This window comes from Flavobacterium sp. AED (assembly GCF_000812945.1).
GTDB lineage: Bacteria > Bacteroidota > Bacteroidia > Flavobacteriales > Flavobacteriaceae > Flavobacterium.
The window spans coordinates 1-1,850 of record NZ_JSYM01000014.1 but is presented as its reverse complement, the minus strand read 5'-3'; the positions used below and the strand labels follow the sequence as shown (position 1 = coordinate 1,850).

General features: G+C 36.2%; 1 protein-coding gene. It reads right to left on the bottom strand.

The window, feature by feature from the left end; translation table 11 throughout:
• Positions 1–161 precede the first annotated feature (161 nt).
• Positions 162–1,850: gliding motility-associated C-terminal domain-containing protein (locus tag OA85_RS16905; protein WP_039111030.1), on the bottom strand; the 1,689-nt coding region annotated here is incomplete at its 5' end.

Sequence of the window (1,850 nt, the reverse complement as noted above, 5' to 3'; positions counted from 1 at the left end):
AAGAAAATATTTTTGTTTTCATAGTAGATACTTATTATTTTAAATTATCTATCAAATTTATTTTTGATTGTTTTGATAAAATTATTTAAGGTTTGTTATTCAAGAAAAAGGGCAATTTGTATTAATTATACCTGAGGACAAAATGCCCTCAGGTATTAAATTTAATTATTCACTATATATAAATATCCGTCTTTTTTATTGGTTACAGATTTTCCATTACCATCAATAGAGGTATAGTTTAAGATATAAAAGTAGGTTCCGGTAGGTAAGCCTGTCGGTTCACTAACTGTTACTCTACCATGTGAAGTACCGTCAAAAGCATTACTTGTATTATTATATCCTTTAGTTTCAAAAACCAATACTCCCCAACGGTTATAAATTTCAACGGTATTATCTGGATAACAAATAGTATCGTCAATATTATCGATTATGAATTTTTCATTAATTCCGTCACCATTTGGTGAGATAGCATTATGAACTAATATTGTTCCACAGGCTAATACAATACCAGCACAACCAGTATTCACGGTCATGACAACTCTTATAGTTCTTGGACAAGTTGCATCGTTAATTTTATATTCAAAAATATAATCTTTGACAGAAAGTCCAGAAGCATTAAGTATGCTTCCTTGTAAACCACCCGAATTATTTACATCAATCCAGGTTCCGTTTGTAGGAGTTCCCGCTGGTAATACATCACTTAGGTTAGTAGTTGTAATTTCTCCATCATTACAAATTGAGCTATTTATTGTCACAATATTATTGGCAATAGTAACATTAATGATTTGTATAAATTCAGATGCATTTCCACAGGCATCAGCCACCAACCATTTTCTTACAATAGAATAAGAATTTTCGGTTCTGTTAATAATGTTTTCAGTAAATACAGCTGGAGAAACTGCGGAACAATTATCTACAAAAACCAGTTCAGGTTTAGTTGGAATTGCATCACAATTCACATCGATAGTTGATGTAAAAGCTGTTGCTGTAGTTGGACCTACGGTATCAATTACATTAATAGTTTGTGAAGCTCTAGAACTGTTTCCGCAAGCATCAGTCGCAGTCCAAGTTCTGGTTATAGAATAGGAACCAGCACACTGACCGTTAGTTGTTACATCTTCAGAAGTCAAAGTTACAGATGAACCACATTCGTCAGTTGCAGTAGCTGTGGCGAAAGTTGGCACAGCAGAACAAGAGACAATTGAAGCTTCAGGTAATGTTGCAATAACCGGAGCAGTTGTATCAATTACATTAATAGTTTGTGAAGCTGTAGCAGCATTTCCACAAGCATCAGTTGCAGTCCAAGTTCTGGTTATAGAATAGGAACCAGCACACTGACCGTTTGTTATCACATCTTCAGAAGTCAAAGTCACAGATGAACCACATTCGTCAGTAGCAGTTGCTTGAGTAAACACAGGTGTTACAGGACAAGATATAGTTGAAGTTTCTGGAAGAGTAGCAATAACCGGAGCAGTTTTATCTTGAACAGTAATTACTTGTGTTTTAGAAGCAGTGTTTCCACAAACATCTGTTGCAGTCCAAGTTCTGGTTAGCGTATAGTTGCTGGCACAATTTCCGTCAGTTCTAATTTCTTCGAAAGTCACTACAGGAGCAGCATCACAATTATCAGTGGCAGTTAATGTAGCTGCAGCAGGAACTGCAGAACATTCTGCTGTTGCATCGGCAGGAGCCTCGCTCAATACCGGAGCAGTTTTATCTTTAACGGTAATTACTTGTGTTTTAGAAGCAGTGTTTCCACAAACATCTGTTGCAGTCCAAGTTCTGGTTAGCGTATAGTTGCTGGCACAATTTCCGTCAGTTCTAACTTCTTCGAAAGTCACTACAGGAGC